Origin of the sequence: Kitasatospora sp. NPDC058162 (assembly GCF_042884005.1) — a bacterium.
Taxonomy (GTDB): Bacteria; Actinomycetota; Actinomycetes; order Streptomycetales; family Streptomycetaceae; genus Kitasatospora.
Window position 1 is genome coordinate 690,835 of record NZ_JBHVUS010000001.1, and the last position, 21,872, is coordinate 712,706.

At 74.2% G+C, this 21,872-nt stretch carries 20 protein-coding genes; 10 read left to right on the top strand and 10 right to left on the bottom strand.

The features are described 5' to 3' along the window. Positions 1 to 88 precede the first annotated feature (88 nt). The 4 genes from ACFVXG_RS02800 (at position 89) to ACFVXG_RS02815 (ending at position 5,509) form a co-directional block, all read left to right on the top strand. On the top strand, positions 89 to 1,420 hold the full coding sequence (locus tag ACFVXG_RS02800) for a SufS family cysteine desulfurase (RefSeq protein WP_387923600.1): 1,332 nt from the start codon (positions 89 to 91) through the stop codon (positions 1,418 to 1,420). A gap of 428 nt (positions 1,421 to 1,848) precedes the next feature. Next, positions 1,849 to 3,675: an alkaline phosphatase family protein gene (locus ACFVXG_RS02805; RefSeq protein ID WP_387923602.1), complete on the top strand. Its 1,827-nt coding sequence runs from the start codon at positions 1,849 to 1,851 to the stop codon at positions 3,673 to 3,675. 119 nt (positions 3,676 to 3,794) lie between these two features. Further along, complete coding sequence (locus ACFVXG_RS02810; protein WP_387923604.1) at positions 3,795 to 4,769, top strand: TAXI family TRAP transporter solute-binding subunit; 975 nt, start codon at positions 3,795 to 3,797, stop codon at positions 4,767 to 4,769. A gap of 86 nt (positions 4,770 to 4,855) precedes the next feature. Beyond that, positions 4,856 to 5,509, top strand: a complete 654-nt coding sequence (locus ACFVXG_RS02815) for a hypothetical protein (RefSeq protein ID WP_387923606.1) — start codon at positions 4,856 to 4,858, stop codon at positions 5,507 to 5,509. Between the two features lie 38 nt (positions 5,510 to 5,547). Here ACFVXG_RS02815 and ACFVXG_RS02820 read toward each other — a convergent pair whose 3' ends face one another. From ACFVXG_RS02820 to ACFVXG_RS02830, 3 genes are all read right to left on the bottom strand, one after another. Beyond that, the gene (locus ACFVXG_RS02820) at positions 5,548 to 5,886 is read right to left on the bottom strand and encodes a hypothetical protein (RefSeq protein WP_387923607.1); all 339 of its coding nucleotides are present in this window, start codon (positions 5,884 to 5,886) and stop codon (positions 5,548 to 5,550) included. A gap of 362 nt (positions 5,887 to 6,248) precedes the next feature. Next, positions 6,249 to 6,911, bottom strand: a complete 663-nt coding sequence (locus ACFVXG_RS02825) for an adenylate kinase family protein (RefSeq protein ID WP_387923609.1) — start codon at positions 6,909 to 6,911, stop codon at positions 6,249 to 6,251. Positions 6,912 to 6,987: 76 nt separating this feature from the next. Next, positions 6,988 to 7,659, bottom strand: coding sequence for a hypothetical protein (locus ACFVXG_RS02830; protein WP_387923611.1), 672 nt, complete (start codon positions 7,657 to 7,659; stop codon positions 6,988 to 6,990). Between the two features lie 457 nt (positions 7,660 to 8,116). Here ACFVXG_RS02830 and ACFVXG_RS02835 point away from each other — a divergent pair, with 457 nt between their 5' ends. Together ACFVXG_RS02835 and ACFVXG_RS02840 are read left to right on the top strand one after the other, a co-directional pair. After that, positions 8,117 to 8,812 (top strand): hypothetical protein, encoded by a 696-nt coding sequence (locus ACFVXG_RS02835; RefSeq protein ID WP_387923613.1) that lies wholly within the window; start codon positions 8,117 to 8,119, stop codon positions 8,810 to 8,812. A 147-nt stretch (positions 8,813 to 8,959) separates the two neighbouring features. Beyond that, the gene (locus ACFVXG_RS02840; protein WP_387923615.1) at positions 8,960 to 9,331 is read left to right on the top strand and encodes a fic family toxin-antitoxin system, toxin component; all 372 of its coding nucleotides are present in this window, start codon (positions 8,960 to 8,962) and stop codon (positions 9,329 to 9,331) included. 15 nt (positions 9,332 to 9,346) lie between these two features. Here ACFVXG_RS02840 and ACFVXG_RS02845 read toward each other — a convergent pair whose 3' ends face one another. The 3 genes from ACFVXG_RS02845 to ACFVXG_RS02855 are packed head-to-tail and all read right to left on the bottom strand — an operon-like array spanning position 9,347 to position 12,829. Further along, on the bottom strand, positions 9,347 to 10,714 hold the full coding sequence (locus ACFVXG_RS02845; RefSeq protein ID WP_387923617.1) for a sensor histidine kinase: 1,368 nt from the start codon (positions 10,712 to 10,714) through the stop codon (positions 9,347 to 9,349). Then, positions 10,711 to 11,394: a response regulator transcription factor gene (locus ACFVXG_RS02850; protein ID WP_387923618.1), complete on the bottom strand. Its 684-nt coding sequence runs from the start codon at positions 11,392 to 11,394 to the stop codon at positions 10,711 to 10,713. The genes ACFVXG_RS02845 and ACFVXG_RS02850 overlap by 4 nt, the downstream gene beginning before the upstream one ends. A gap of 25 nt (positions 11,395 to 11,419) precedes the next feature. After that, positions 11,420 to 12,829 carry an MFS transporter gene (locus ACFVXG_RS02855; protein ID WP_387923620.1) on the bottom strand — a complete coding sequence of 470 codons (1,410 nt, stop codon included), beginning with the start codon at positions 12,827 to 12,829 and terminating at the stop codon, positions 11,420 to 11,422. Between the two features lie 276 nt (positions 12,830 to 13,105). On the opposite strand from ACFVXG_RS02855, the gene ACFVXG_RS02860 reads away from it, so the two are divergent. Further along, complete coding sequence (locus tag ACFVXG_RS02860) at positions 13,106 to 13,771, top strand: DedA family protein (RefSeq protein ID WP_387923622.1); 666 nt, start codon at positions 13,106 to 13,108, stop codon at positions 13,769 to 13,771. 30 nt (positions 13,772 to 13,801) lie between these two features. Here ACFVXG_RS02860 and ACFVXG_RS02865 read toward each other — a convergent pair whose 3' ends face one another. Next, positions 13,802 to 15,409, bottom strand: coding sequence for an alpha/beta hydrolase (locus ACFVXG_RS02865; protein WP_387923624.1), 1,608 nt, complete (start codon positions 15,407 to 15,409; stop codon positions 13,802 to 13,804). A 288-nt stretch (positions 15,410 to 15,697) separates the two neighbouring features. On the opposite strand from ACFVXG_RS02865, the gene ACFVXG_RS02870 reads away from it, so the two are divergent. After that, positions 15,698 to 16,387 (top strand): Tat pathway signal sequence domain protein, encoded by a 690-nt coding sequence (locus ACFVXG_RS02870; protein WP_387923626.1) that lies wholly within the window; start codon positions 15,698 to 15,700, stop codon positions 16,385 to 16,387. Between the two features lie 131 nt (positions 16,388 to 16,518). After that, a complete protein-coding gene (locus ACFVXG_RS02875) occupies positions 16,519 to 17,772 on the top strand; it encodes a threonine/serine exporter family protein (RefSeq protein ID WP_387923628.1) in 1,254 nt (417 codons plus the stop codon). A gap of 40 nt (positions 17,773 to 17,812) precedes the next feature. Here ACFVXG_RS02875 and ACFVXG_RS02880 read toward each other — a convergent pair whose 3' ends face one another. Together ACFVXG_RS02880 and ACFVXG_RS02885 are read right to left on the bottom strand one after the other, a co-directional pair. Continuing rightward, positions 17,813 to 18,997: a PP2C family protein-serine/threonine phosphatase gene (locus ACFVXG_RS02880; RefSeq protein ID WP_387923630.1), complete on the bottom strand. Its 1,185-nt coding sequence runs from the start codon at positions 18,995 to 18,997 to the stop codon at positions 17,813 to 17,815. A 122-nt stretch (positions 18,998 to 19,119) separates the two neighbouring features. Continuing rightward, complete coding sequence (locus ACFVXG_RS02885; protein ID WP_387923631.1) at positions 19,120 to 19,734, bottom strand: TetR/AcrR family transcriptional regulator; 615 nt, start codon at positions 19,732 to 19,734, stop codon at positions 19,120 to 19,122. A gap of 165 nt (positions 19,735 to 19,899) precedes the next feature. Here ACFVXG_RS02885 and ACFVXG_RS02890 point away from each other — a divergent pair, with 165 nt between their 5' ends. Beyond that, complete coding sequence (locus ACFVXG_RS02890) at positions 19,900 to 20,874, top strand: zinc-binding alcohol dehydrogenase family protein (protein ID WP_387923633.1); 975 nt, start codon at positions 19,900 to 19,902, stop codon at positions 20,872 to 20,874. A gap of 49 nt (positions 20,875 to 20,923) precedes the next feature. On the opposite strand, the gene ACFVXG_RS02895 is transcribed toward ACFVXG_RS02890, so the two are convergent. Then, entirely contained in the window at positions 20,924 to 21,775 is an 852-nt protein-coding gene (locus ACFVXG_RS02895; RefSeq protein WP_387923635.1) for a helix-turn-helix transcriptional regulator, read from the bottom strand. Positions 21,776 to 21,872: the final 97 nt, after the last annotated feature.

The window sequence follows — 21,872 nt, forward strand, 5'->3', positions numbered from 1 at the left end:
TACAAGCGCCCCGGGAGCGACGGGCACACCGGGCGGGCTCGCCGCCTCCCCGACCGCCGCAGCTCCGACCGCCGGAGCCCCGACCGCCGTGCCCCCGTTCCCGCTCCCCGAGGCCCTCGCCCACGCCGCCGGCGGCCCCCGGTACTGGCTGCCCACCCGGGCCGACCGGACGTCACCGCCCGCCGCGCCCGCGGCCGGCTTCGACGTCGAGGCCGTCCGCCGCGACTTCCCCCAGCTGCACCGCGAGGTCAACGGCCGTCCGCTGGTCTGGCTGGACAACGGCGCCACCACCCTCAAGCCCCGCCAGGTGGTCGAGGCCGTCGGCGAGCACTACTCGGCGGGCACCTCCAACGTCCACCGCGGGGCGCACACCCTCGCCAAGCAGGCCACCCAGATCTACGAGGAGGGCCGCGCCGAGGCCGCCAAGCTGCTCGGCGCCCCCGACCCGGACGAGATCGTCTTCGTCCGCGGCACCACCGAGGCCGTCAACCTGGTGGCCCAGACCTGGGGCCGGGCCAACCTCGGCGTCGGCGACGAGATCCTGGTCTCCGCCGCCGAGCACCACTCCAACCTGGTGCCCTGGCAGCTGATCGCCAAGGAGCGCCGGGCCCGGGTCGTCCCGATCCCGCTGCTCCCGGACGGGCAGTTGGACCAGGACGCCTACCGGGACCTGCTCGGCTTCCGGACCAAGCTGGTGGCCCTCACCCACGCCTCCAACGTGCTGGGGACGGTACCGCCGGTGGCCGAGATGACGGCGCTCGCCCACCGGTACGGCGCCAAGGTGCTGGTCGACGGCGCCCAGGCGGTGGCCCACTTCCCGGTGGACGTCACCGCCCTGGACGCCGACTTCTACGCCTTCTCGGGGCACAAGATCTTCGCCCCGACCGGGATCGGCGCGCTCTACGGCAAGCGGGAGCTGCTGGAGTCCATGCCCCCGTGGCAGGGCGGCGGCAACATGATCGACTCGGTGAGCTTCGAGGAGACCAGCTACGCCCCCGTCCCGCACCGCCTGGAGGCCGGCACCGGCCACATCGGCGGGGTCGCCGGGCTGCGGGCCGCCCTGCGGTACGTCTCCGGGCTGGACCGCGCGGCCGCCACCGCGCACGAGGAACAGCTCACCGCGTACGCCACCGCGGCACTGCGGACGGTGCCCGGGCTGCGGCTGATCGGCGAGGCCCCGGGCAAGATCGGGGTGCTCACCTTCCTGCTCGCCGGGACGGACCCGATCGCCCTCGCCGGGGCGCTCGACCAGCAGGGCATCGCGATCCGGGCCGGCCACCACTGCGCCCAACCCGCCCTCGCCGCCTACGGGTTGCAGACGGCGGCCCGGGCCTCGCTGGCCCTGTACAACACCGTGCAGGACGTCGACTCCCTGGTGTCCGCGCTCCAGGGCGTCCAGGCGGAGTCCACCGCCGGCTGACCGGCGCCGGGGGACCGGGGGCGGCCACCCCGACCGCCCGCCCCCGGTCCCCCGGCGCCCTGCGCTACCCCCAGCCCCGTCCCCGGCCCCGCTCGCGCAGCGGGGCCGGGGGCGTTCCGTGAGATCGACCACGATTTCGCGCCGGGTCCGTCGGCGGCCCCGGCCGGGATGGAAGCGACATTTCTGGCCGGAAACCGTCGGAAGACGTCCCGTATTCGTCGGATTCGGGGGGCATTCAACGGACTTGTCTTCCCGGTGGCAGCCCTGGCGAAGAGTTCCGTACCTCGGCGATTTACCTCGTGTTCACATGGACCCGTCAACCGTGTTCACCGCTACGCTCTAGCGTCTAGCCGCCGCGCCCGCTCGTGCTACGCGCGTCACGGCCCCAACTTCTGACACACATGACGATGACGTCCGAGGAACCGACCATGCACGCAGTTCCCTCCCGCAACAGGTTGCTCCGCTACGGCGCCGGCCTGATCGGTGCGGCCTCGCTGGCCGCCTTCGCCGGTGCACCCGCGGCCTTCGCCGCCGAGGGCCCGCAGACCGCCACCCCGATCAAGCACCTGGTGGTGATATTCCAGGAGAACGTCTCCTTCGACCACTACTTCGGCACCTACCCGAACGCGGCCAACACCGCCGACGACAAGGTGAAGTTCACCGCCAAGCCCGACACCCCCAAGGTGGACGGCCTGAGCGACGACCTGCTGCACAAGAACCCGAACCGGAACAACCCGGTCCGGCTGACCCCGTCCCAGGCGGTCACCTGCGACCAGGACCACACCTACAAGGACGAGCAGCTCGCCTTCGACGGCGGCAAGATGGACAAGTTCGTCGAGCACACCGACATCGAGAGCTGTAAGGCCCCGATGTACACCGCGCCCGGCCTGGTGATGGACTACTACGACGGCAACACCGTCACCGGCTACTGGAACTACGCCCAGCACTTCGCGATGAGCGACAACTCCTTCGGTACCAACTACGGGCCCTCCACCCCCGGCGCGATCAACCTGGTCACCGGCAACACCCACGGCGGCTACCCGGTCGACCCGAAGACCGGCCAGCAGACCACCGACGCCTACGTGGTGGCCTCCCCCGACGCCAAGGGCATCGGCACCGTCATCAACGACCCCGACCCGGGCCTCGACGAGTGCTCCAACCCCGCGCACAACCAGCTGGTGATGACCGGCAAGAACGTCGGCGACCTGCTCAACGACAAGGGCGTCAGCTGGGGCTGGTTCCAGGGCGGCTTCAAGCCGACCGGCACCAAGGACGGCAAGGCCGCCTGCGACTCCGCGCACAAGAACATCGTGGGCGCCTCGCAGACCGACTACAACCCGCACCACGAGCCGTTCCAGTACTACAAGTCCACGGCAAACCCGAAGCACCTGGCGCCCAAGGACGTCGCCGAGATCGGCCACGACGGCCAGGCCAACCACCAGTACGACCTGACCGACTTCGACGCCGCGCTCCAGGGCGGCAACCTGCCGGCCGTCAGCTACCTCAAGGCCGCCAACTACCAGGACGGCCACGCCGGCTACTCCGACCCGCTGGACGAGCAGCACTTCGTCGTCGACACCATCAACAAGCTGCAGAAGTCCAAGGACTGGGCCTCCACCGCCGTCGTCATCGCCTACGACGACTCGGACGGCTGGTACGACCACAAGTTCGCCGAGCCCGTCAACGGGTCCAAGGACGCCGCCAACGACAGCCTGAGCGGCGCCGGCCAGTGCGGCAAGGACGCCGGCTGGGGCGGCTACGCCGACCGCTGCGGCTTCGGCCCGCGCCTGCCGCTGCTGGTCGTCTCGCCGTACGCCAAGGCCAACTTCGTCGACCACACCCAGACCGACCAGACCTCCGTCCTGCGCTTCGTCGAGGACAACTGGAAGACCGGCCGGATCGGCGACTCCTCCTTCGACGAGCACGCCGGCTCCATCGAGGGCATGTTCGACTTCAAGAACCCGCAGTCGGCCACCCTGATCCTGGACCCGACCACCGGCGCCCCGGTCGGCGGCGACACCCCGAGCGGCCAGCCCACCGGCAGCTCGTCCGCCACCACCCCGGCCGGCTCGGCCACCTCGACCGACGGCTCCACCGCCGTCGCCGGGGCCACCAGCACCGTCTCCGGCCCGCCGCTGGCCGAGACCGGCGCCGACTCCAACACCGGGCCGATCGCGGCCTCGGCCGTCGCCCTGCTGGCGGTCGGCGGCGGCGCGGTCTACCTCGCCCGCCGCAAGCGCGGCCGCCGCGCCTGACGCCCGGCCCGCGCCCGGCACCACCCCGCAACACCCCCGGCACCGCCGGGTCCTGCAGTCCGGGACCCGGCGGTGCCCGCGTTCCCGGCCCCGGCGCCCGCCGCGCTACCCTTCCGGCCATGACCGCCACGGCCGCCACGGCCGCCACCGCCCCGCGCCGCCGCACGCTGCTGGGCGCAGCCCTCGCGGCGGCCCTCACCGCGGGCTGCGCGACCGGCTGCTCCGCCGAGGAGGCTCCGACGCGCTCGCTGCGACTGGCCACCGGGCCCGAGGGCGGACCGTACAACGCGTTCGGGCGCTCCTTCACCGAGGCCGTGAACGCGAGCGGGCACCTCACCCTCACCCCGGTGAGCAGCGCGGCGAGCGTCGACAACCTCCAGCAGCTCGCCGACGGCTCGGTGGACCTGGCGCTGACCACCGCCGACGTCGCCGAGGACGCCGTCCTGGGCCGCGACTCCTTCGACCGTCCGCTCGGCCTGACGGCGCTGGCCCGGGTGTACGTCAACTACCTGCACCTGCTGGCCCCCGCCGACGGTCCGGTCCGCGACCTGGCCGACCTGGCGGGCCGCCGGGTGGCGACCGGCGCGGTGGGCTCCGGCAACCAGGTGACCGCCGGGCGGCTGCTGCGCCGGGCGGGGGTCGGCGTACGACAGCAGTCCCTCGGGCTGGCCGAATCCCTGGACGGGCTGCGCGCCGGCGAGCTGGACGCGGTGTTCTGGTCCGGCGGCGTACCGACCCCCGCGGTGGCCGCGCTCGCCCGCGAACTGCCGCTGCGCTTCGTGCCCTTGGACACCGTCGCCGCCCAACTGCGCGAGCACTACGGCCCGGTGTACACGGCCGTCACCCTGCCCGCCGGCGCCTACGGCCTGGCCGACCCCGTCCCCACCCTCGGCGTCGGCAACTACCTCACCGCCCGCCCGGGCGTCCCCGAGGACGCCGTCCGGCACCTGCTCGGCATCCTCTTCGACCAATGGGCCACCCTGCTGCGCTCGGTAACGGCCGGCGCCCGACTGGAGCCCCGCTTCGCCGTCTCCACCGGCGCCGTCCCCCTGCACCCGGGGGCCGCGGCCTACTACCGTTCGGTGTACGGGTAGCAGCACTTCGTCGGGCCTGAGGTGGCCTGCCCGGTAAGCGGACCCGGCTGACGGCCTGTCGGGTGGGGTCCTGTTCAATGCCCGTCATGAACGTTCACGAATTGGTGTCCGGGTTGGCCGAGCCGGACGTCCTGCGGGCCCGCTTCCGGGCGCTGGCGCTGCTCGACTTCATGCTCGCCGAGATCTCTCCAAGATATGACTACCAGCCGAACTGGCGCCCAGGCGTGGACCTGGCCACGATGGAGGACGAATCCGGCGATCGGTACGGGATCGTCTTCGATCCGGCCGGGGTCCTCCTCTACGGCTTCAGCTACGAGAGCGATGCCGCGCGGGAGCGGCCCCGGGCCCACTGGCCCGGGTTGCTGGACGGCCTTCCGGCAGGGTTGGCGCACTACCCGGCAGCCCCGGAGCTGCAGTCCGACGGGTTCTTCGAAGCGACGGTGTGCGCCTGGCGCGAGGCCGGCGCCTCCACGTGGCTGTGCGGGCCGGTGGTGTTCGCCGAGGGCCAGTCCGACGGAGCGGGTTGGCTGTTCGGGGTGCTCGCGGACGGCAGTGCGGAGGCTGTCAGCACGGATGCCGAGGGCTACCACGAACGACCCGTCAATCGCGATGCCGTAGCCGCGATCCTGGCGGGCAGCCCGCTGACGCGCTGGGCGGTCGCGGCGCTCGAGCCTGCGCTGGACTGGGAGACGAGTGCTGCCCACGCCCGCGAGATCGGGCACTCGGTGGCGGACATCTGACCACCGGTTGCCCGTTGCTCCAGGTCCGGCCGGTCGGCTCAGGAGGTCAGGACCACCAGGCTGGTACCGGCACCACACATGGCGGACAACGCGGAGAGGACGAAGCGGGCGATCGTCCATCGACGGGTCAGGGGCAGCGGCCAGGCGGCCACGGCGAGCAGGAGCTGGCCTCGGCCGAGGACGAGCACCACGCGCCGGTAGGTGTCCCGGCTGCCGCTGGCACATCCGCTGTTCAGGGCGCAGTCGCTCGCCAGGTCGTCGCCGATCATGACGGTCTGCAGGGCGATCCAGCAGACCGGGATCAGGAGGGTGCCGGCCAGCGGATAGTGCCACCACTTCGGGTCCCGGGTGACCAGGGTGTTCGTCGCTGTGTTCACGGGTGCCATGACGCCGACGCGGGCGGCCTCCCCGCATGAGTACCGGTACTCAACCGGGCCCGGCCGCCGTGGAGGTCCTCGGACTCCACGGCGGCCGGGCCTGGCGGGCGTTCAGCTCCGTTCGCGGCGATCGCCCGACGTCTCGGGGGCCGGTCGCGTTGCGGCAGCGCCCGGGTTCACGGGGTGGCGACGAGGAGGACACAGCCGCTCACGCCGGCCGTCCCGTCCACGCCGTTCTGCCCGGAGGCCTGTACTCCCCGGCCGCCGTTGCCACCGGACCCGCCGCTTCCGCAGGATCGGCCAGTCGGGCTCTGCCGGCTCCGCGACTGCGCAGGAGCATGGCGACATCGTTCGGACCGACGTCAGCGGCCGGCTTCGCGGAGCGCGGTGAGCGCGCGCCCGGCTATCTGCTCGTGCGTGCCGACGGCATCGATCGTGACGACGAGGTCCTGACCGGCGTAGTACTGGATGAGCGGCTCCGCCAACGCGTCATAGGACCTGAACCAGCCCCGGATGCGCTCCTCCCTGTCGTCCTCACGTTGGTACAGCTCACCGCCGCAGACTTCGCACGTGTCGTTGCCCGGTAGGTCGGCCTCCTCCGGTTCATAGCAGTGGAGCGAGCTCTCGCGGCACAGGCGGCGGGCTGCCTGGTGCCGCACGCGGCGCTCGATCTCGTGCTCGGAGAGGTGCAGATGCAGCACGCGGTCGAGGGGCGTGCCGAGTTCGTGGAGCAGTTCGTCCAACGCGCGCGCCTGGGCGGTGTTCTGCGGGTGCCCTTCGAGGAGGAAGGCCGTGGGGGCCGCCTGGCGCAGGTGGTCGTGCGCGATGGCACTGATGAGCTGGTCCGGCACCGGCCCGCCGGACCGGAAGACGTCGGCGCATCGAATCCCGAGTTCGGTTCCCTCGCGGAGGTGAGCACGGACGAGGTTGCCGAACGCGATCCGCAGCGCTCCCAGGACGTCGGCGATCGTGCCGGCCGGATGTTCCAGCCGCCACGCCGGTGGCTGCAGGAGAACAACGCGCATTTCCCATCACCCTTCAGGTGCACACTGATTCGGGACAACTGGGCCCCTCCTCGGAGCGGGCACACACCATCGGCACCTACCGCTTCGGGGCTCCCCACCAGGTGCCGTCCCGGTAGTGGACGCTGTTCCAGTCCTCGTCGGAGGCGCCAGCGGGGACCGGTACGAGCATCGAGCGCGTCGCCGCGTACACCTGGTCGACCTGAGCCGAGGTCAGCAGACGGCAGTTCCACAGCAGCTCCGCCATCTCGACGGCCAACGGGTCATCGGGCCAGCGTGGTTCGGGGAGTTCGACACCCACGACGGCGGCCAGGTCGCCCTCGGGGATGCCGAGGGTGCGGGCGAAGCCGGCGACCATGTCCGGGGTCAGGGGAACGTCACCCCGGGCCAGGCCGGCGATCGTGGTCGCGGCCAGGCACAGGTGGCCGTTGGTCAGCATGAACAGCAGCTTGGCCGAGGCGCTCAGGGACCTCAGGTTCCGATTGCCGAACAGCAGGTTGACCAGTGCGGCTCCGAATCCCGCCTCCTGCTGGTCCGCCGTCCGTGGCGGCTGGAGCGGGCCTTCGTGGGGCTCCCGGCGCAGTCGGTCGACCAGGCGATGCACCCGGTCCCGCTGATCCGGCGGCAACGCGAGCGCGTAGTGGACGATGTCCGCGAGCCGAGGGCCCGGGGCCGGCTCCCGAGGAGTCAGGGCCCGCGGCACCGGGAGGGCCGCGATCACGTAGAGGTCGGCCGCGTGGAACCCGAGCACGGGCGCGAGCGCCTCCAGGTGTGCGGGAAGCGGTGCCGTGCCCGCAAGCACCTCACGGAGTTCTGGCGCCGGAACGCCGGACTCCGCGGACAGCCATCCGACGTCCACCCCACGGTGGCTCAGCAGCCGGGCCAAAGTCGTGCCGAAATCCGGATAGCCCGTCATGGCTGGTCCCTCTCCCCCTCAGGAATTTGCTCGGATCGACAGGAAGCAGTAATCCTCCTACCGATGCTACGAGTCCCTTCGTGAGTGGGACATCGGGGTCGAGGTCCGCTCGATGGCGCCCGACTCCGGGGGGTGCTGTGCGATCGGTAGGGCGTGACGAGGCGGTGACACGGAGGGCTCCATTCCGTCGCGTGGGCGGGCTAACTTCGATCGTGCACGCCGCTCCGCTCGCCGTCCGGGGCGGTGCGGGCAACGAGTGTGCCCTCACCCGTACTCCGCGCAGGAGGACCAGATGTCCCGTTCGACCACCCGCCGCGCGACCCGCGTCCGCACGCTGGCCGGCACGGTGCTGACCGCCGCTCTGCTGGTGCCGACGGCCGCTGCGTGCAGCAGCTCCTCGGGCTCGACCACCGCTGCCGCGCCGACCGCCACCCTCAGCGTCACCACCGCAGCCGCCGCACCGACCGACACCATCACGCCCACGGCCACGGCGAGTGCGCACGGCGGCGGCGCCTCGACCACTCCGACCGGCGCGCACCGCAGCACGCCACCGGCGGGCGCGGGCAAGGGGACGCCCCCGGCAACCGGTCAGACCCTGCCGGACGGCAGCACGGTGGAGATCAAGAAGCTCGGCGAGCTGCACTACGTCGCGAAGATCGTCCACAACGGCCAGGTCTACGGCACGGTGGAGGCGAACGGCCACGACGCCGGGGTCGACGCCAACGACATGTTCGTGGTGCTCGCGATGGACGGCACGGTGCACGGCTGGATGGGCGGCGGGCACCAGGGGCCGGGCACCTTCAAGCTGGCGGGCGGCTGGACGGCGAAGGTCACCAAGGTCGGTGAACTCCACTACCGCGCGGACGTCATCGGCAACGAGAACGCGGTGATGGGCACTCTGGAGTCCGACCGGCACGACGTCGGGCTCGATGCCAACGGTGTGTACATCGTGCTCGGTGCCGGCGGGGAGATCAGCGCTCATGAGTGAACCCGGCGAGGCCGGTTTGTAGCAGGCGATACGGCTGGCTACGCTGCGGGGCATGCGGTTGAACGTCCGGCTCGGCGACCAGGTCCGACTCCACGGGGCACCCGAACAGCACACCCGTCCGCGGCGCGGGCCCGCCCTGGACGCGGCGTGATCCTGCACATCGACCGGGCCTGGCTGCTCGACATCGCCCACCGCTTCCTGCCGACCGACCCCGACATCACGGACTACGGCACCCTCACCGCCGCCGTGGCCCGGCACGCCGACGAGGTGATGGACGTGCCCGTGTACGAGGGCCCGCACCAGCGCGCGGCCGCGCTCATGCACCAGCTCATCCGGGTCCCGGCGCTGGAGACCGGCAACGAGCACTTCGCGGCCGTCGTCGCCGCCGCCTACCTCAGCGCCTCGGGCGTCACCGTCACCGCCGGTCCGAGGGCCGCCGCCGAGCTCGCGGCCCGCATCCGCGACGGGCGCGCCGACGTCCGGGCGGCCGCCGCCGCCATCCGCACCTGGTACCGCTGAACCGGTCAGGGCGACTTACGGCGCGGGGAGCCGGAACTCGACGGTCAGCCCGTGCGGCAGCGAGGGCGCGACGGTCAGCGATCCGCCGCAGGCGCGGGCGAGTTCGTCGGCGATGGCCAGGCCGAGGCCGGTGCCGGGGACGTTCTGGTGTTCCGGTGAGCGGGCGAAGCGCCGGAGCAGCAGCGGGAGTTGATCGGGCGGGACGCCGGGGCCGGTGTCCCGGACCCGGACGGTCGCGGCGCCGTCGGGGGCGGCCGCGACCGTCACCCGGACGTCGGCCCCGGGCGGGACGAACTTGCCGGCGTTGTCCAGCAGGGCGTCCAGGATCCGCCCGGCCGCGTCGGGCAGGGTGCGGGCGCGCAGGCCCGGGGTGACGTCCGCGGTCAGCTCCAGGCCGCCCGCCTCGAACACCGGCGCCCAGGCGGCCAGCCGCTCGGCCACCGCCGCGGAGACGTCGTGCTCCTCGACCGGCGCGGCGGCCGCCTCCAGCCGGGCCAGGGCGAGCAGGCCGTCGAGCAGTTCGGCCAGCCGGTCCGCCTCGTCCAGGGCCAGGGCGTGCGCCTGTCGGCCGGGGCCCGGCTCGACGTGCGGTTCGGTGTTCTCCAGTTGCAGCACCAGGGTGGCCAGCGGGTTGCGCAGCTGGTGCGAGGCGTCGGCGACGAAGTCCCGCTGGCGGCGCAGCGATTCGCCGACCGCCGCGGCCATGCCGTCGAAGTGCCGTCGCAGCCGCCGCAGTTCGGGCGGGCCGGTGTCGGCGGCGGTGTGCGGTTCGAAGCGTCCGCCGGCCATGGTGGCCACCGCGCGGTCGAGTTCGTGGACGGGCCGCAGCAGCCAGCGGGCGATGCCGGCCGCGACCAGTGCGGCGGCGCCGAAGGCGGTGACGGCGCCGGCGGCGATCAGCGTCCAGCGGACCAGGACGTCGTGCCGGGCCGCACCGGTGGGGACGGTCAACAGGACTGCGCCGCCGACCCGTTCGTCCTGGCCGACCGGTTCGGCCAGCACCACGGTGTCCGGCCCCCAGGGCAGCACGGTGGGCAGGGCCTCGGTGGAGCGGCCGGTGAGGGCCCGGTCCTCGGCCTGCCGGGCGGCCGCGCCGCCGGGGGCGGGGCCGGCCCGGCCGACGGTGTGTCCGGCGGTGTCGACCACGGTCACGGCGGCGCCGTAGAGCTGGACGTAGCGGGTGAGTTCGGCGTCGAGTTCGCGGCGGTCGGCGTCGGTGCGGATCCGGTCGGCGAGTTCGGCGAAGCGGACGCCGTCGGCCCGGCGCTGGAGCAGCAGGTGTTCGGTGCGGCCGCGGGCGTAGGAGTCGGCCAGCGGCAGGGCGAGCAGCAGTACGGCCGTGCCGATGAGCGCGGTGAGCACGGCCAGCAGCCGGCGCCTCACCGGCCGTCCAGGGCGCCGAGCTGGTAGCCGTAGCCGCGGATGGTGCGGACCAGGGCGGCCCGGCCGGTCTTGGCCCGGATGCCGGCCACGTGCACGTCCAGCGAGCGGGAGGAGGCGAGGAAGGCGTCGCCCCAGATCCGGTCGAGGATCTCCTCCCGGGAGCGGACGTCGCCGGGCTGGGCGGCGAGCAGCGCGAGCACGTCGAACTCGCGGCGGGTGAGCCGGACTTCGGCGCCGTCCACGGTCACCGTGCGGGCGGCCAGGTCGATCGCGACGTCGCCGGTGCGCAACTGCCGCTGCCCGCCGGGCGGTTCGGTGGCGGCGGCGCCGCCGGTGCGGCGGCGCACGGTGTCGATCCGGGCGATGAGTTCGGCCATCCGGAACGGCTTGACCACGTAGTCGTCGGCGCCGGCCCGAAGCGCCTGGAGGACGTCCCGCTCCTCGCTGCGCGCGGTGACCACGATGAGCGGAAGGGCGCACACCGTACGGAGCTTGCGCAGCAGGTCGAGGCCGTCCAGGTCGGGCAGGCCGAGGTCGAGCAGGACGAACTCGGCCTCCCGGGCGTGCCGCAGCGCCTCGGCGGCGCGGACCACCCGGCGCACCGTGTGGCCGCGCCGGGCGAGCGCGGTGGCGAGGGCCTGCGCCATCCGGTCGTCGTCCTCGACCAGCAGCATGTGCACGGAACCCTCCCCACCTGTGAGGTGACTACCGTACGGTCTCCGTCACGGCGGGCGCCGCCGGGGCCTCCTCGGGGCTGAGCACGGCGTGCCGGGTGTCCGGCATCAGCACGTAGGTGACCAGGGAGACCAGCGCGCAGCCGGAGACGTACCAGAAGAAGCCGGATTCGTGGCCGCTGTTCTTGAACCAGAGCGCGATGTACTCGGCGGTGCCGCCGAACAGCGCGTTGGCGAGGGCGTACGGGAGCGCCACGCCGAGGGCGCGGATCCGGGTGGGGAAGAGCTCGGCCTTCACGGCCGCGTTGATCGAGGTGTAGCCGGTGACGATGAGCAGTGCGACCAGCGAGAGGCCGAGCGCCGACCAGTAGCCGCGGGCCGAGCCGAGCGCGGTCATCAGCGGGTAGGTGCCGACGGTGCAGCCGAGCGCGAAGGTGATCAGCAGCGGGCGGCGGCCGATCCGGTCGGAGAGCAGCCCGGCCAGCGGCTGGACGGCGGCGAACACGGCGAGCGCGGTGAAGCTGACCAGGGTGGCGGTGTCCTTGCTGAGCCCGGCGCTGCCGATCAGGTACTTGGTCAGGTAGGTGGTGTACGTGTAGTAGGCGACGGTGCCTCCGAGGGTCAGGGCCATCACCAGCACCGCCTGACGCCGATGCTCCCAGAGGGCGCGCAGGGTGCCGCGGGCGTCGTCCCGCTCCCGGCCGCCGGACGCGGCGGACTCGGCGGACGCGGCGGACGCGGCGGACGCGGCGGCGAACGCCTCGGTCTCCGGCAGCCGGCGGCGCAGCCAGAACACCACGCCGGCCAGCACGGCGCCGAGCAGGAACGGCAACCGCCAGCCCCAGGAGTGCAGTTGGGCGCTGCTGAGGGTGTGCTGCAGGACGATCAGGATGCCCAGGCCGAGGAGCTGGCCGCAGGTCATCGACACGTACTGGAAGGAGGAGCCGAGGCCGCGCCGGTTCGGGGCGGAGGCCTCGGTCAGGTAGGTGGCGCTGGCCGCGTACTCGCCGCCGATGCTCATGCCCTGGAGCAGCCGGGCGAGCAGCAGCACGACGGCGCCGAGGTAGCCGGCCCGGGCGTAGGTCGGGGCGACGGCGATCAGCACGGCCGCCGCGGACATCATGGTGACGGTCAGGGTGAGGGCGCTCTTGCGGCCGTGCCGGTCGGCGGCCCGGCCGAGCAGCCAGCCGCCGACGGGGCGCATCAGGAAGCCGACCGCGAAGATCCCGGCGGTGTTCATCAGCTTCGCGGTGGAGTCGCTGCCGGGGAAGAAGTCGTCGGCGAAGTAGACGGCGAAGCTGGCGTAGACGAACCAGTCGTACCACTCCACCAGGTTGCCCAACGACCCGCCGATCAGGGCGAGCCGCCGCCGGGAGCGCTCCCCGCCGGGCGGCTGTGGGCGGGGAGCGGGGACGGCTGGGACGGCGGCGGACGGGGACATGGCGGCTCCCGGGATCTGGTGCGGCGGGTGGGTGCCCCAGAGCGTCCCGCCGCCCGGTGGACGGCGGCAAGGACCGCCGGGCAGATCTAACGTTCCGCTAAGGAAGCCGCCCTCCCGGCCGCCCCCGGCCGCCCTCCGGCCTCCGCCCGCCGATGCCCGCCGATGCCCGCTGATGCCCGGCCCCCGAGAACCGCCCGCCGGGCGGGGGCGGGGACAAGCGTTACATTGGGGCGGGAAGAGGGTGAAAGCAGACCGATCACCGACGGGGTGCGGCGCATGCACGCGATCACCGACTGGCTGCGCAGCCTGTCCGGCCCGGTCGTGTACGCGGTCGTCGGCGGCATGGTCTGCGCCGAGGACGCCCTGTTCTTCAGCTTCTTCATCCCCGGCGAGACCGCCGCCGTCCTCGGCGGCTTCCTCGCCCACCAGGGCAGTGTCTCGCTGGGTTGGATGGTCCTGGTGGTGGTCTGCGCGGCCGTCCTCGGGGACTCCGCCGGCTACGAGATCGGCCGCCACCTCGGCCCGGCGATCCTGCGCACCCGCCCGCTGCGGCGCCATGCACAGCGGGTCCGCACGGCGCAGGAGCTGATCCGCCGGCGCGGGCCGGCCGCCGTCTTCGTCGGCCGCTTCATCGCCTTCTTCCGCCCGCTGGTGCCCTCGCTGGCCGGGATGTCCCGGATGCCGTACCGCCGGTTCCTGCTCTACAACGCCCTCGGCGGGCTCGCCTGGGGCATCGGCTTCACCCTCCTGGGCTACTTCGCCGGAGCCGCCTACACCAGGGTGGAGGGCACCGTCGGCCGGGTCACCGCCATCGCGATCGGCGGGCTCGTCGCCGTCGCCCTGCTGGTCTGGTTCCTGCGGCGGCACCACGCCCGGGGCGGTGAGGCGTCGGACGACGACAGCGGCGAGGGAGAGGGCGACGGCGACGGCCGGGGGCCCTGAACCGGGCGGCCCCGGCCGGCGGTGGGGCTGCTACTGGAACGGCGGCCGGTCCGGCGCGCAGACCTGGCCGCGCGGCGGCAGCGCGCCGTCCACCAGGTAGCGCTCCTCGTAGCCCGCGGCGCAGCCGCTCGGGTTGCCGAGCACGCTGTGGCCCGGGCCGTCGACGGTCAGCAGCCGGCCCCGGGCCAGGGTGTCGGCCAGTGCGCGGGAGCCCTCGTACGGCCAGGCCGGGTCGCCGGTGTTGGCGACGACCAGGACGGGCGCGGCGGTGTAGCGGTCCCAGGGCCCGGTGTAGCGGTCCCGGGCGGCCTCGGCCGGCCAGGCGGCGCAGCGCTGGGTCTGCCAGACCCAGTAGGGGCCGAGGGCGCCGGAGCGCTCCCGGGCGAGGTCGGCGAGCGCCGGGTAGTCCGCGTCGGCGGGCGGGTTGACGGTGTCGGCGCACAGCACGCCGAGGACCTGCGTCTGGCCCGGCTGCGCGCCGGTCGGCAGTGGTGCCGCCGGGGTGTCGGCGGCGGTCCACAGGCTCTGCAACTGCGCGCCCAGGGCGGCCCAGCCGGGGCTCCCGAGGGCGGGCAGCGGCTGGGCCGAGTACAGCAGCAGGGCGACGGCGGAGACGGCGCTCGCCTCGTCGTAGGTGACGGCCTGCACCCCGGTACCGACGGTGACCGGCCCGCGCGCCAGCCGGTCCATCAGCCCGGCGTACTTGGCCCGGGTCGCCTCCGGGCTGCCCGCGGAGAAGGCGCAGTCCGTCGGGGCGGCGGCGCCGCAGCGATCGAGGAAGTCGTCCAGGGTGCGGGCCGAGCCGAGGTCGCTGCCGGTGCGCAGGAACGGCGGCAGCGCGCGGTCCCGCGGGGTGCGGCCGGTGGACCAGGCGACCGGGTCGGCGGCGGTGTCCAGGACCATGGCGCGCACCCGGCCGGGGAAGAGGTTGGCGTAGGTCGCGCCCAGGTACGTCCCGTACGAGGTGCCCAGGTAGCTGAGCCGCCGGTCGCCGACGGCCTGGCGCAGCAGGTCGAGGTCGCGGGCGACGTCCGCGGTGGAGAGGTGGGCGAGCAGGCCGGTGCGGTCGTTCCCGGCGCACTGGCGGCCCAGTTGCGCGTAGGTGGCGGCCCAGCGCGACTGCTGCTCCGCGCCGACCGGGTAGCCGGCCGGGAGTCCGCCGAGCAGGGCCTGTTCGCCGGCCGGGTCGGGGAAGCACTGGAGGGTGGTGGAGGCGCCGACGCCGCGCGGGTCGAAGCTGACGATGTCGAAGCGCTGGCGCACGTCCTCGGGGAACAGCGGGGTCGCGGCGGGCAGCGCCGCGGTGCCGGGGATCGCCGGGCCGCCCGGGTTGTAGAACAGGGTGCCGATCCGGTGCGCCGGGTCGTCGGCGGGGCGGCGGATGAGCGCCAGGTCGATGGAACGGCCGTGCGGGGCGCGGTAGTCCAGCGGCACCTGGGCGGTGTCGCACTGGAAGCCGGGTGTGCAGGGCTTCGTCCAGGTCAGGGCGGGGACCGGCGGGGTGGGCGCGGCGGCCGAGGCGGCGGCCGGGGTGAGGGCGGCCAGCAGCAGACCGGCGGCCGTGGCCGCGGCGGTGCGGAGGGTCGCGGTGCGAAGGGCGGTGGTGCGGAGGGCGGTGGTGATGCGGGGTCGGGGCACGGGCGGCTCCCTCGATCGATCGGCTGAGTGGGCGTCACGGAGTCTTCCGTTCCGCACTGTCAGGGCACTGACAGATCGCTCTCCGGCCGCTGTCATCCGGCCGGCGCGCACCGCCGGAGCGTTGTTGACGAAAAGTCAGCAAGTTCGCCGCCGCTCCTTGACGGCCCACCGACACGGCCCTACAACGGAATCAGCTCCCCGTCCCCGCTCCCCCGTTTCCCGGGAGCCTCCCGGGAGGGAGCAGCGAAAGTTCGCCTTCTCGCCCCTCACCGAGGAAGAGGCTTTCCCATGCGCGCACTCCCCCACCGCACCGCCCCACTGGCCCTCGCCGCGCTCACCGCACTCGCCCTGGCCGTAGCGGCCCCCGCCTCCGCCGCCCCGGCCGACGGCGCCGGCCCCGTACTCACCACCGGCAGCACGGGCGGCGCCGCCGTCACCGCGGGCGACACCCTCGCCGCGCCGCTCGTGGGCAACGGCTCCGCCACCTTCTACTCCACCGCGACCAGCACCACCGGCGTCACCTGCGCCACCTCCCAGCTCTCCGCCACCGTGCTGACCAACCCGGCCGCCCCCGGCACCGCGACCGCGTCCATGACCGGCCTCACCTTCGACTCCTGCACCGCCAACGTCACCGGCGTCACCTCGGTCCAGAGCCTCACGGTCGACACCCTCCCGTACAACCTCTCGATCGACGACGGCACCGGCCTGCCGGTCACCCTGACCGGCGGCAGCGCCGGCCAGATCCAGGCCACCGCCGTCCTGAACAGCTGGTTCGGCACCATCACCTGCACCTACCAGCTCAGCGGCGCCTTCACCGGCACCGCCGACAACGGCGGCCAGAGCCTGACCTTCACCAACGAGCACTTCGCCAAGAGCGGCGGCTCCGGCCTCTGCCCCGGCGACGGCTACTTCTCGGCGAGCTACGGCCCGGTCACCGACACCAGCCAGTCCGGCGCACCGGCGGTCTACGTGAACTGACCCGGCACCCCGTACCCCGTCCCGGGTTGTCTCGCAGCGGTACGACCCGGGGCGGCTCGACAGCAGCAGCACGAAACAATCAGACCGGGGCAGATTCGGACCCATCCGGGCGGGATGGGACGATACCTGCCATGTCTAGCAAGTCTCCGCCGGTCCGGGGCAACGAGGCCCCCGCCGATCCGCTCCGCCGCCTGCTGCTCGAACTGGGCGACGCCCTGCTGGGCGGGGGCCTGCCCGTCCATGACGTCGAGGAGGAACTCCGCGGGCTCGGGCGGGCACTGGGGGCTCCCGAGGTGCGGGTCGCCGCGCTCACCAACGGGCTGTTCGTCTCTCTCGACGCGGCCGACGCGACCAGGTTCCAGCCGGTCGGCGCCGCGCTGCGGTTCGAGCAGACCGCGGACGTCCTGCACCTGGTGCACCGGCTGCGCTCCGGCGAGCTGGACGGCCCCGGGGCCCTGGCCGAGCTGGACGGCATCCGCCGGGCGCCGGCCCGCTGGCCCGCCTGGGTCGCGGACCTGGGGGCGCTGCCGGTCGGCGTGGGCGTGTGCCTGTTCCTCCAGCCGGTGACGGCGAACGTGCTGGCCGCCGGGGCCGGTTCGGTGATCGTGGCGGGCCTGACCATGCTGGCGCGCCGGCTGCCCCGGCTGCGCCCGCTGCTGCCCGTCACCGCCGGGTTCCTGGTGGCGCTGCTCGTCCTGTCGCTGACCCGGGCGGGCCTGCTGGACGGGCCGCTGCGCACCATCGTGGCCACCCTGGCGATCCTGCTGCCGGGCGGGCTGCTGGTCACCGGGCTGTCGGAGATCGCGGCGGGCGCGGCCAGCGCCGGGACGGCCCGGCTGGTGTCCGGCGCGGTGCAGCTGGCGCTGTTCCTGGCCGGGGTGGCGGCGGCCACCACGGCGATCGGCGTACCGGCCAGTGCGCTGGCCAACATCCAGGTGGCCAAGCCGAGTTGGTGGGTGATCGGGCTGGGCCTGGCGATCGCCGTGGCGGGCGTCGTGGTCAATGTGAACACCCCTCCGCCGGCCATCCCGTGGATCGTCGCGGTGATCGCGGTCAGCGTCACCGTCCAGGTGGTGGTGGGCTCGGTCCACGGCGCGGCGATCGGCGGTCTGGCGGGCGCCGTCAGCGCCGCGGTCGCGGCCACGGTGGTGCACTGGCTGCCGGGCGGCCCGCTCTGGCAGGTGCTCTACCTCCCGGCGTTCTGGATCGTGGTGCCGGGCTCCTTCGGCCTGCTGAACACCGCCCAGATCGAGGTGGGCAACGGCGCCCAGTCGGTGCTGGCCGCCGTGTCGGCGGTGTTCGGGGTGTCGATCGGCACCCTGATCGGCTCGGTGATCAGCCGGATCCCGCGCCCCTCCTTCGCCGTTCCCCAGCCGCGGGCCTGAGCCGGCCCCACCCCCGCCACCGCCCGGCGCGGCCCCCGGATCAGCCGGCGGCCGCGCCGCTGCCGTTGCGGACCGCGAGCAGCGCGGTGTCGTCCGTCAGGCGCCCGCCGGTGTGCCGGAACACGGCGGCCACCACCGCCCCCACCAGTCGCTCGGGCTCCCCGGCGCCGGGCAGGCCGGCCAGGCTCTCCAGGTGGGCGCGCAGGTCGAAGAAGGCGCCCTGGCGGTCCCGGGCCTCGGTCACCCCGTCCGTGACGATCAGGACGGTCTCGTCCGCGCCCAGCCGGAGCCGCTGCACCTCCGGGAGCCGGCCGGCCAGCGGGGCGAGACCCAGCGGGGCGCCGTCGCCCGGCGGCAGCTGCCGGACCCCGCCCGGGCCCAGGACGTGCGGGCAGTCGTGGCCGAAGTTGACCAGCTGGATCCGCTCCGACCCGTCCTCGGGGAACCAGACCACGACCGCGGTGGCGAACCGCTCCTCGTCCTCGCCCAGTCGGGAGGAGAGCAGGTTCTGCCGGTGCACCCGCTCCTCCAGCCGGGAGGCGACGGTCGCCAGGTCCGCCTCGCGGAAGGCCGCCTCCCGGAAGCAGCCGACCAGGGCGGCGGCGATGGAGACGGCCGGCAGTCCCTTCCCCTGGACGTCGCCGAGGATGACCCGGGCGCCGTACGGGGTGGCCACCACGTCGTAGAAGTCGCCGCCGACCCTGGCCTCGACGTCGGCGGCCAGGTAGCGGGCCGCCGAGTCCACCCCGCCCCAGCCCGGTGGCAGCGGGCGCAGCACCACCTGCCGGGTGGTCTCGGCGGCGCCCTGGAGGTGGTGGACGTAGGCGGCGGCCCGGGCGCGGAAGACGCTGAGCGGCAGCGCGAGGACGCAGCCGGCGATCACCAGCAGGAAGTCCTCGATCCCGTGGGCCTTGCCCCAGAGGCCGTTCAGCCCGGGGTAGGCGGCGATCGCGAGCCCGGCGAACGCCACGGTGACCGCCGGGCCGCACAGCCCCGCCGCGACGACGGGGACCAGGGCCAGCCAGCTGAGCGACTCGAAGGACCGGGGAGTGAGGGCGTCCACGAGCACCACCGCCACCAGCAGGGCGGTGGGGATCAGCCAGGACCGGTGACCGTACCGGACCAGCACCGGCAGCTGGGCGTCCGGGGCCGACGGCGCCGACGGCTGCCATGACTGCCAGGACTGCCGCGACTGCCACGGCCGGTTCGCCTTCGCGGCACGCATCCGCAACGACCCCTCCGCTCCTCCGGTGTCGCGCCCACGCTAGGGCGCCGGGCGCCCCGGCGCCCCTCGGCCCGCGCCCGTCCGGCCGAGCCGGCTCAGTCGGTTCAATCGGCTCAGTCGGCTCAGTCAGCTGAACCGGCTGGCCCGTCGAGCAGCGGGATGGCGAGCGCTCGCAGCGCGTCGGCGAGGCGCTGCCCCTCGCCCTGCTCCAGCAGCCGCAGCACCGGGTCGCTGTGCAGCGCGCCGAGCAGGACGTGGGCGAGCAGTTCGGCGTCCAGGTCGGGGCGCTGTTCGGCGATCAGCCCACCGAGGTGGGCGTGCCAGGCCCGGTAGACCGGGTGCGCGCCGCGCGGCGCCTGGTCGGGCGGCTGGGGGGTGGTGGTGACGGCGTGGCCGAGCGCGGCCAGCAGGCTCTTGTTGCGGGCGACCACGGCGACCACGGCGTCCAGGAAGGCGAGCAGCCGCTCCCGGGGCGGGGCGCCGGGGCCGAGCGGCGGCGGTCCGGTGCGGACGGCTTCGTCGAGGTCGAGCGCCCGCTCCTGCATCAGCGCGAGCATCAGCCCCATCCGGTTGCCGAAGCGGTGGAAGACCGTCCCCTTGCCGACCCCGGCGGCGGCGGCGACCTGCTCCATGGAGATCTGCTCGGGCCGGTGGCCGGCCAGGAGTTCCTCGGTGGCGCGCAGGATCGCGCGCCGGTTCCGGGCCGCGTCGGCGCGTTCGCGTCGGACTTCCGCCATGGGCTCCGCCTTCTCAGTCGGTCTCGTACGCGTGCCCCGTCGGTGTCGTACGCGTGCCCGTACGGTAACCCGTGGACAACTGGACCGGCGGTCCAGTACGGTCCCGAGGAGAAGTTGACCGCCGGTCCAGTTCACTTCCGGGCCGGCCCGTCGAGGGAGGGCACCATGCGACGCATCCGGTACTACGAGTACGGCGGCCCCGAGGTCCTGACGCCGGAGGAGGCCGAGATCCCGACGCCGGGGCCGGGGCAGGTCCTGCTGCGCGCCGAGGCGATCGGGGCGAACTTCGTGGACACCCGGTTCCGGCGCGGGGCGCCGGCCGGATCGGTGTTCCACCGCCCGCTGCCGGGCGTGCTGACCGGCGACGTCGTCGGGACGGTCGAGGCCGTCGGCCCCGAGGTGGACGAGGGCCTGCTCGGGCGGCGGGTCGCCGCACTGGTCCTGGACGCCTTCGCCGAGTACTCGCTCGCCGACGCCGCCTGGCTCGCCGCCGTGCCCGACGGCCTCGACCCCGGCGACGCCAGCATGCTGCCGCTCGCCGCGCCGGTGGCCCTGGGGGTGCTGCGGGCCGGCCGACTCGCCCCGGGCGAGACCGTCCTGGTGCATGCGGCCGCGGGCGGGATCGGCCACCTGACCGTCCAGCTGGCGAAGCTGCTCGGCGCGGGCACCGTGATCGCCACCGCCGGCTCGGCCGCGAAGCTCGGCTTCCTCGAGGCGCTCGGGGCGGACGTCGCCGTCGACTACAGCGCGCCCGACTGGACCGAGCAGGTGCGGGCCGCAGCGCCCCGCGGCGTGGACGTCGTACTTGACTCGGTCGGCGGCGAAGTCCTGCAGCGCAGCCTGGAGTTGACCGCCCCGCTCGGCCGGGTCGTGCTGTACGGCGCCGCCGACGGCGAGCCCGGCAGCGTGCCGGTGACCAAGCTGTTCGGGCTGCGCACCGTGGTCGGCTACTCCCTGAACGCCTGGCGCGCGGCCCGCCCCGACCTCGCCCGCCGGGACGTCGACGAGGCCGTCGGGCACTTCGCGGCCGGCCGGCTGCGGACCGCCGTCCACGCCCGCCTCCCGCTCGCCGAGGCCGCCTCCGCCCACCGGATCATGGCGGACCGCTCCCAGCTGGGCCGCATCCTGCTGCTGCCCTGATCCGCCCGGGGGCAGCGACCGGGCGGAGCGGTTCCAGCGCGGAGCCGGTTCAGCGCGGAGCCGGTTCGGCCGTGAGCGCGCCGAGGAGGCACAGCGCCTCCTCGGCCGGGCTCCCGGGCGCGGCCGAGTACACCACCAGCAGGTGGTGCGCCGCGCCGGGGACGCGGAAGGTCTCGTAGTCGAGGGCGACCTCCCCGACGGCGGGGTGGTGGAAGCGTTTGGGGCCGTGGCCCTTCTCGTGCACGTGGTGCCCGGCCCAGAGGGTGCGGAACTCCGCACTGCCGAGGGACAGTTCGCCGATCAGGCGGATGAGCTCGGGATCGTGCGGCCGGCGCCCGGCGGCCATCCGCAGGATGCCGACGGTGGCGCGGGCGGCATCGTCCCAGTCGAGGTGCACGGCCCGCGCGTTCGGGTCGAGGAAGATCCGGCGGGCCATGTTCCGCTCCCGCGGCGGGAGTTGCGGGAAGTCCGCAATCAGCGCGGCCGCCAGCCGGTTCCAGGCCAGTACGTCGTTGCGATCGTTCATCACCACGGCGGGGGTGGCCGGCATCGCCTCCACCACCCGCCGCAGGGTCGGGCGCAGCACCTCCTGCCGTCCCGCCGCAGCCCGGCGCGGCCGGCGGGCGAGGTCACGCAGGTGGGCGCGCTCGGCGGGGCCGAGCCGCAGCGCCCGGCCGAGCGCGTCGAGCACCTCCTCGGACGGCCGCTCCGCGCGGCCCTGTTCCAGCCGCACGTAGTAGTCGGTGCTGAGGCCGACCAGTTCCGCGACCTCCTCGCGCCGCAGGCCCGGCACCCGGCGGCGCGCGGTCGACGGCAGCCCGGCCTCCTCGGGGGTGAGCAGGGCCCGGCGGGTGCGCAGGTACGCGCCGAGGCTGCCGGCGAGCGGGTTCGGATCGGCCATGCGATCCAGTATGGCGGCGCGGTACCCGGAGGCGGGGGCCGGAGGGTGGCCCTGTCGGTCCCAGGGAACGGCACGTCCTTCATCCGCCGTCGGCAGC

Excerpts from the sequence above, each read along its gene's own strand:
- ACFVXG_RS02890 (WP_387923633.1), top strand. The coding sequence starts at position 19,900 with ATGCGACGCATCCGGTACTACGAGTACGGCGGCCCCGAGGTCCTGACG.
- ACFVXG_RS02880 (WP_387923630.1), bottom strand. The coding sequence starts at position 18,997 with ATGCGTGCCGCGAAGGCGAACCGGCCGTGGCAGTCGCGGCAGTCCTGG.
- ACFVXG_RS02825 (WP_387923609.1), bottom strand. The coding sequence starts at position 6,911 with ATGCGCGTTGTTCTCCTGCAGCCACCGGCGTGGCGGCTGGAACATCCG.
- ACFVXG_RS02875 (WP_387923628.1), top strand. The coding sequence starts at position 16,519 with ATGTCTAGCAAGTCTCCGCCGGTCCGGGGCAACGAGGCCCCCGCCGAT.
- ACFVXG_RS02895 (WP_387923635.1), bottom strand. The coding sequence starts at position 21,775 with ATGGCCGATCCGAACCCGCTCGCCGGCAGCCTCGGCGCGTACCTGCGC.
- ACFVXG_RS02855 (WP_387923620.1), bottom strand. The coding sequence starts at position 12,829 with ATGTCCCCGTCCGCCGCCGTCCCAGCCGTCCCCGCTCCCCGCCCACAG.
- ACFVXG_RS02835 (WP_387923613.1), top strand. The coding sequence starts at position 8,117 with ATGTCCCGTTCGACCACCCGCCGCGCGACCCGCGTCCGCACGCTGGCC.
- ACFVXG_RS02805 (WP_387923602.1), top strand. The coding sequence starts at position 1,849 with ATGCACGCAGTTCCCTCCCGCAACAGGTTGCTCCGCTACGGCGCCGGC.
- ACFVXG_RS02885 (WP_387923631.1), bottom strand. The coding sequence starts at position 19,734 with ATGGCGGAAGTCCGACGCGAACGCGCCGACGCGGCCCGGAACCGGCGC.
- ACFVXG_RS02815 (WP_387923606.1), top strand. The coding sequence starts at position 4,856 with ATGAACGTTCACGAATTGGTGTCCGGGTTGGCCGAGCCGGACGTCCTG.
- ACFVXG_RS02870 (WP_387923626.1), top strand. The coding sequence starts at position 15,698 with ATGCGCGCACTCCCCCACCGCACCGCCCCACTGGCCCTCGCCGCGCTC.
- ACFVXG_RS02860 (WP_387923622.1), top strand. The coding sequence starts at position 13,106 with ATGCACGCGATCACCGACTGGCTGCGCAGCCTGTCCGGCCCGGTCGTG.
- ACFVXG_RS02810 (WP_387923604.1), top strand. The coding sequence starts at position 3,795 with ATGACCGCCACGGCCGCCACGGCCGCCACCGCCCCGCGCCGCCGCACG.